The 7,091-nt window shown below is 34.4% G+C and carries 9 protein-coding genes; 2 read left to right on the top strand and 7 right to left on the bottom strand.

Going from position 1 to position 7,091, the window contains the following annotated elements; translation table 11 throughout:
* Positions 1–110: 110 nt before the first annotated feature.
* The 6 genes from BG20_RS03310 to BG20_RS11610 form a co-directional block, all read right to left on the bottom strand.
* Positions 111–860 (bottom strand): tetratricopeptide repeat protein, encoded by a 750-nt coding sequence (locus BG20_RS03310; RefSeq protein WP_133936207.1) that lies wholly within the window; start codon positions 858–860, stop codon positions 111–113.
* Between the two features lie 37 nt (positions 861–897).
* Positions 898–2,028, bottom strand: a complete 1,131-nt coding sequence (locus BG20_RS03305) for a hypothetical protein (RefSeq protein WP_010190886.1) — start codon at positions 2,026–2,028, stop codon at positions 898–900.
* Positions 2,025–2,507 carry a hypothetical protein gene (locus tag BG20_RS03300; RefSeq protein WP_133936205.1) on the bottom strand — a complete coding sequence of 161 codons (483 nt, stop codon included), beginning with the start codon at positions 2,505–2,507 and terminating at the stop codon, positions 2,025–2,027. Before BG20_RS03300 ends, BG20_RS03305 begins: the two co-directional genes overlap by 4 nt.
* Before the next feature lie 234 nt (positions 2,508–2,741).
* On the bottom strand, positions 2,742–3,299 hold the full coding sequence (locus BG20_RS03295; RefSeq protein WP_010190884.1) for a hypothetical protein: 558 nt from the start codon (positions 3,297–3,299) through the stop codon (positions 2,742–2,744).
* Positions 3,296–3,916, bottom strand: coding sequence for a 2'-5' RNA ligase family protein (locus tag BG20_RS03290; RefSeq protein WP_048097026.1), 621 nt, complete (start codon positions 3,914–3,916; stop codon positions 3,296–3,298). Before BG20_RS03290 ends, BG20_RS03295 begins: the two co-directional genes overlap by 4 nt.
* Positions 3,917–3,918: 2 nt before the next feature.
* Positions 3,919–4,800, bottom strand: a complete 882-nt coding sequence (locus BG20_RS11610) for a CAP domain-containing protein (RefSeq protein ID WP_010190881.1) — start codon at positions 4,798–4,800, stop codon at positions 3,919–3,921.
* 69 nt (positions 4,801–4,869) lie between these two features.
* On the opposite strand from BG20_RS11610, the gene BG20_RS03280 reads away from it, so the two are divergent.
* Both BG20_RS03280 and BG20_RS12640 read left to right on the top strand, forming a co-directional pair.
* Positions 4,870–5,658 (top strand): DUF72 domain-containing protein, encoded by a 789-nt coding sequence (locus BG20_RS03280; protein WP_010190879.1) that lies wholly within the window; start codon positions 4,870–4,872, stop codon positions 5,656–5,658.
* A gap of 69 nt (positions 5,659–5,727) precedes the next feature.
* On the top strand, positions 5,728–5,892 hold the full coding sequence (locus BG20_RS12640) for a hypothetical protein (RefSeq protein WP_193353015.1): 165 nt from the start codon (positions 5,728–5,730) through the stop codon (positions 5,890–5,892).
* Between the two features lie 532 nt (positions 5,893–6,424).
* Here the strand turns inward: BG20_RS12640 and BG20_RS03275 are convergent.
* The gene (locus tag BG20_RS03275) at positions 6,425–6,922 is read right to left on the bottom strand and encodes a M48 family metallopeptidase (protein ID WP_238527471.1); all 498 of its coding nucleotides are present in this window, start codon (positions 6,920–6,922) and stop codon (positions 6,425–6,427) included.
* Positions 6,923–7,091: the final 169 nt, after the last annotated feature.

Below are 7,091 nucleotides of genomic sequence, written 5' to 3'. Positions count from 1 at the left end.
CTCACCCCCCATCATGGGCAATAAAATGGACGCAGTTTCTTTAGCCTTTAACTATTATTTTCCTGTTATCTGTGTGGGTTTTGCATAAAATGATGGTTAAATTTTCAGAATTACACAGATTCCTCATCATCTAGAGAATCAGGTAGTTCTCCGCCCATGTTCAAAATCTTAGTAATTATTATTTCAGGACCTTCTTCATCGTCTGGAAATTGTTTATTAAATTCACTTAAAGCAGACAGATAGTATTCTTGTGCCTTGTTTTTGTCTTCTTTAATTTCTTCTAATCTGCCTAAATTAAATAAAACATTAACAGATGTCGGATTTGAATTAAATAATTGGTTGAGAATGAGTTGAGCTTTTTCCACATTATTTCTGTCTAAAAAATATTCTGCAATTCTGAGCATGTTTGGTTCTTTTTTGAGAGATTGTGGAAGAGATTCATTCTTTTTTAAAATTGTTATTTTGTTTGATTTCAATAGCTCATTTGAATTATTCAAAGAGGGAATATGTGCTTCAAGAGTCTGATTGCCATTTTCAATATTTCCAACTAACTCTGGGTCTACTCCAAATTCTATCAAAAAGGAATAATCAACATGCATATCAAATACGGATTGTTTAGGGGTAAATGAAAGAATATTGAAATTAACGTTAGATGGTTTTCCGTTCAAGTAAAATTTGATTTGCTTATACCAAGGATTGTCACTAGTTCCTATTACTAGGTTACCTGCATCATTCAAATTTTTTGCATTGTTTATTGTCAAAGAAAGATACAAGATTAGAGGCTGATCATTATACAAGACTCCTTGTTCAAAAGAGTCATCATCGTCTAATTGCAATACAATATTTTCATTATAGCTCAAATCGTGAAATCACTCCATTCTTCTATCATATATTGGATCACCAGTCCTTCACCCGTATTTGTCCTCTACAATTTCCCCTTCCGGCATTGTTTTGATGACCTGCTCCAGAATTGTTTGCACCAGTAGCATTTGAAGAACTGCAAAATGTAGTTCCAACCAAAGCGGGGTTTTCAGTATTATGTCTGTGATGTGGCAGTGCATGACACCATCCTCTGGCATAACTGGTATATCTCAAAACACATGTAACATCACCGCTTGTCTGAAGTCCGTTTCTTTCTGTATTTGGACCACAGCTATTATGAGTGCCTCCTTGTCCATGATGACGAATGTTTATTGCATGACCAAGCTCATGAGCAATAACTCTGTTTTGCATATTTGCAATTCCTTCTAGTGCAATTGCTCGGGTGTCTATGACAACACTTTGGATACACCCCGGAAGTCCAGGCCCGCCAATTGCTCTTCCTCTAGGACCGTTTAGTGTACCTCGTTTAAGCCATAATCCATGCTGTATCCCGCCAGATGCAAATCCACGGTTGAAATTAATTATTCTACTTCCTGTTCCGTTAAACAGTGCAGGATCACGTAGAATATGCACATTAAGATTAGTTTGCGCATAGTAACCAATACCCAAATTGTGTTGATCATAAATGAAAATGTCTTTAGTTGTAATATCGGTACGAATGTGTTGCTCTGGTACTGTTCCGCCTTCTATGAAGAAACCACGATATTCTTCATAGTTGCTTAATCCATCACCGTTAGTTCCATTACCTGCAGGAGTATTGTCGTTATCCTTTTTACCTGATGCACCACCGGCATCTTGCGGAGCAGAATCCGCAATTTTGTTTTTGTTTTCATCCAAAGGAATTGTGACTTTGTTGGAACCTCGACAGCAACTTCTTCCGCCGCAACTAACAGGTTGATTTGGTTGTCTTGGAGGAATCTGTTTGGTAAACCATGCCTTAGCTTCCAGAGATCCAAATGCTCCAAAATCTTCACATCTAACTGTAATTTTTGCTTCTGTTACTTTTTTTGTTGTCGTGGCCTTTAGATAGTGTTTATGTGGCGGATTATTTACTCCAAGAATAGTTTTTTCACAAGCATTATCTTTGGTTTTATCCTTTGAGAATTTGAAATCAGCAGATTCTACAAACCAGAGATCAGGATTCAAAGATTTTCCTTTATTGAGACAAATTCCTTTTTCACTGGATGTTTCAAGGTAGAATGTAATTTTTTTGGTTTTCCGGGATAAACCCATCCCATTCCTTTAACGCATTTGTAAGTTCGTGCAGTAAATGTTACAGTATTTGTTCCCTCAGGAAGCCATGTTGTAGGACACTTTGTAAGATCGATTCCATTTTGTCTTGAAACCCATTCTACCCCAATTGCAATTCCGATAGCTACTGCAACTCCAATTCCAACCCAAACCCAGTCAATAGAAGGTGTTGGTGGGGGGTTTGGAACAGGTGTAGGTGTAGGAACAGGTGTGGGGGCAGGTGATGGAATTGGGATAGGGAATGGGGAAGTTGAATCACCTGGAGTAGGAATTGTAGGAGGTGTGGGATAAGGGATTGTAGGTGGTGATGGACTAGGAACAAGCTCGGATTCTTCTGAAGGTGTTTCTTGTGCGTATATAGGCAGAAACATCATTTGAAAAATTAAAAGTAAAATGACAATTTTTTTCAAAGCTCAGATAACATATGAACATAAGAGAAATAAACATAGTGTTAAACGATAAAAAAAGTTTCTTAGTAAGATAATCTTAAAGGATCGGGTCAGACTCTGACCTGTAAATGATCATCCTTGTGAAAGTCTGTCTGCTCTCTCCTGCAGAATTTTCAAGATTATTTTGGGCGCAGTTAGGCGTGATACTAGAATTTTAAATTAAATTTGTATTGTGAAATACTGAATCAGATTATTGATATTCTGCCATTTAGCTACGTATGATCCTATAATGTTGAATTGTTCATCCTTACTGCCAGTTGGTTTCTGAATGATTCCTGTGATGATCTTTGATTTTCTAAAATATGTGTAGATTGGATTTTTTCCTACACTGCCACTCCAAAAGTTACTATCATTTGCAAAACATAGAAAGACATTATTGGAAAAACCATTATTTTTTAACTCTTCTAGGAATTTTATATCTTTACAAAAACTAAACATTTGCTCAGGATACTGCCCATTTGTTGGAAATTTTATTTCTATTGCGGATTTTTCTGTTTTATCCTGATTAAAAATCACTATGTCTATTTCTTTTTTGATAAATTTGTTTTTTGTAAGGCCAAAATAGCTAACATTCCTTTCAAGCTGAATCTTGTGTTTGGGAAGTTTATTTCTTAAGAATATTGCAAGCTCGTATTGTATACTTGCTTCATTATAGATCTCAACTTCTTTCTGGATGATTTTTTGAATGAATTCATTAACTAGTTCTATAATGCTCATCTCCTAACCCTCCGTTTGATTGCCTGGCTTCTATTAAGCAGTCTTTTTGTAGCTAACTCATACTCATACATTATTTTTCCAGTCTTCAACAAAGTGATTCTATAACAAACTCCTGTGGATTTAATTTCATAATTTTTCAAATACTCCCAAATGTTTTCGAATTTTCTATCAATGTCTTTCATTGCCAGAGTAGTATGAAATTCAAATTTATCCTTCGAATCATGATCAAAGTCTACAGTATCTGTGATTTTGAGTAGTTTCTTTGCTAGTTCATAGCGAAATTCTTTTAGTTCCTCACTTGGTTTAATTTTTAAAAATATTACATTTTTTCTACTAGATGTAGTGATAAATAGAAATTTCTTCTTTGACTCAAAGTAATCAAACCCATCCAAAGAATATCTCAATTCAGAGTATTTTGAGCCTACTTCACCGATGCAGTGAATTACTTCTCGTAATGATTTACAACCAAATGGACCAAAAAGAGAGACGTGTGGTACTGGTCTGTGTAAAACAGACCCTCTGACATGAAACTTGTGATAGATATCATAGACTAGTTTTCTTGCAATATGTTTTGTTTCTCCCATTAAACGAACTTCAATTAGAAATGGTCTTTCCATAATTAACAAAAGTCCTGAGTAATGTACACCTTATCATCGGATGATATGGCTATTCCTATTCCTTCCCTGTCATATGTTTTGGTTAGAATATTTTGTCTGTGTCCTGGAGAATCCATCCAACCAGATACAGTAGTTTGTGCTAGTTCATCTTGTGAATTCCATTCATATGATGAAATGACTCCATTGGTACGCCATACAGTATCATAGAGATTGTTTTGAAAAATATTTTCGGCTATTCCGTCATAAATTAAATTTCCAATTGTTTTATGACAACTATATCTTTGAGAGTTTGCTCTGTCTGTAGGATCTTGTCCTTGTGGATTTTCATGATCAAAGTAATTTCTTGCTGCCATGTCTATACTGTGATTTCTTGCAATGACTGCTAATTTTTCATCCCAATCCAATTCAGCCAATCCATTTTGTGTTCTGTATTGATTGGTTAATTGATGTACTTGTTTTTCTAAACTAAGTTTGTCAATCAGAGGCTTGTTGCTTAATGGGGTTTCTTGGATTTTCTTTGGAATATTTTTTATTGTTTCAACAGTTGTAGCAACTGGATCTGGAGGCACATTCTCTATCTGTTCATTAACTTTTTGAGTTATTGTAGTACGGGTTTCAGTAGCAATGTCTTGAGCAGTTTTGCTTGCATCTTCAATATTTTGAGGTATGTTTTTGATAGAATCATCTATGATCTTTTGATCAAATTCAATTGTGCCAGTTACAAATAGAACACCAACTATGCCGATTATTGCAGATATTGTAATTCCAGTAGTTATTTTTTTAATATTTCTAGATTTACGAGATTTCCCATAATGTCTTGCTTTACATTTTGTGCAGACAAAATAGCCTTGAGTATAGACGTAATTATGACTACGACATGCCATAATTTTCTAAATTTCATAATAACTTAAGGATTTATGAAAACATAAAGAGATTACAATACATCTCATTTTATGGAGATAAAAATTGGCTGTACTGGTTGGAGTTATGATGGCTGGTCAGGCACGTTTTACCCCAAAAGACTGGAAAAAACTGACTGGCTCAAGTACTATTCCTCAATATTTGAAATCACTGAAATAAATTCCACGTATTATAAAATTCCTGATCAAAGCATTACAAAAAAATGGAATGCAGACACTCCTGATTCGTTTAGATTCACTGCAAAGTTTCCGTCAATTATTACACATGATCATAAATTAAAAAACGTCCAGGATCATGTCTTTAAATTTCTAGCATCTCTAATACCACTACATGAAAAGATACTGGCACTTGTGTTGCAGCTTCCACCTTCACTGACATTTGCCGAAGCAAAGCCAAGACTGCTAGAACTGTTTTCTGTACTTCCTGAGGATTTCAAGTATCCAATAGAGGGAAGACACGAGTCATGGTTTACCGATGAGGCAACAGATTATCTCAAAGCAAATAATCACTGCCTTGTATGGAATGAGATTGCTGGAGTAAACAATCCGGCACCTATTACTTCTGACTATGTCTATGTAAGACTGATTGGTGATCGTTCTATTCCAGACAAGGACTTTGGAAAAATCATCATTAACAGAAAAGATTTGATACAAAAATGGAGTGACAAAATAAAAAATCTGCGCAATGTAAACTCTGCACTGGTCTTGGCAAATAATCACTTTGAGGGATTTGGTCCTGCCACTGTAAACTCATTACGAATGAATCTCGGAATGAGTGAACTGATTTGGGAATCAAAAAAACAAAAGACACTGGACTTTTAATTTCCAGCTGACTATGACTTAACAAATCACGAAATGATCTGATTTTATTTTACAGAATTTAATCATACCATGAGAGAAATCACAATTAAATTCAAAGACAAGGATTATCTTGATTTTAACAAGATTTCAAACGAATCTGGTCTAACTCCTGAAGAAAAAATACAAGAAATTGTACAGTATTATCTGATAATTGAAAGAAACAGGAAAAAATTCACACAAAAACTGCTAGGCTAGTGCCTGGATGCGAATATGTGTCTTCTCTGAGGTTATCTTTCTGGCATGATTCTCGCATACCCTCATGATTTCCTTGCAAAACGGCTTTTTTGAATCAGACTCAAAGTAATAGTACATCAACTTGACGTATCCCTCTGCATTGCACCCGATGATATTGCAAATCAAAGAAAAAACCTCTCAAGTCTGACCAGATAGGCGATGTGCCATAGACATTTCCTGTGATACCAATGATCATGTAGGATTCTGCATTCGTCAAACCTGAGAGCCCTCCTGCAATGGCTACAAAGTAACAGCAAGGGAATTGAATTTGGATAGTTTTGAATTAAAGACAAGGTTATTGTGAAAAACTAAATGAACACCGTTTAATTAAATTCAAAAATTAAAACTATGAAAATTAAATTAATCTTCAAGGTTAATTTTTGGAATTTCACATTATAATACCGATATATCGCATATTGTTAAAAGAGACAATAAAATATCACCAACGGTATAACATTATTTAATTAACTTCTATTGATTTATCCAAATTGATTCATACTATTTGTTTACTGTGAAGTTCTAACCATCTAACTTTATCATGATAATTGGGCATGAATTTTTTAACATAATTCCAAAAATGATGGTCATGTTCTTTTATTTTGACATGGCATAATTCATGCAATATTACATAATCAATTACATCTGATGGGGCTTTTGCTAAATTTTGATTTAAAGTAACAATGTTATTTGCAGTTATACTGCCCCATTTATTTTTCAAATTTTTTATAATAATTTTTGGTTGAGATATGCTTAATTTTTTTGCAAGTTTTTTTGTTTTATTTTGAAATAGTTTTCTTGCTGACTCTAAAAGCCAGTTTTGGTATATCTCTTCAATGGCTTTTTTCGAAGGTTTTTTCCTAGTTACAGTTACTTGAAACTCATTATTTGTAAACAGAATTGAATTTTGATAATCGCTTAACATTATCTTCAAATCATAATTTTTTCCAAGATAAGGCAATTTTGAGCCTGAAATATAGGTACTTTTTGAGATAATTTGTTTGCGAGACTTGAATTCTAGTTGTTTTTTAAATATCCCTCCTTGTTTTTTATAGAATCTAAAAATAGCTGATACGGCTCATTTCTCCCGTTTACCTTCTCCATTGTAATTTCCATCGGATGATGGCATGATGTGGGTCCTATTTAACACCCATGATGGTAGG

Source organism: Candidatus Nitrosarchaeum limnium BG20, assembly GCF_000241145.1.
Taxonomy (GTDB): domain Archaea; phylum Thermoproteota; class Nitrososphaeria; order Nitrososphaerales; family Nitrosopumilaceae; genus Nitrosarchaeum; species Nitrosarchaeum limnae.
The sequence above is the reverse complement of the archived record's forward strand: the minus strand, read 5'-3'. Positions and strand labels throughout refer to the sequence as shown.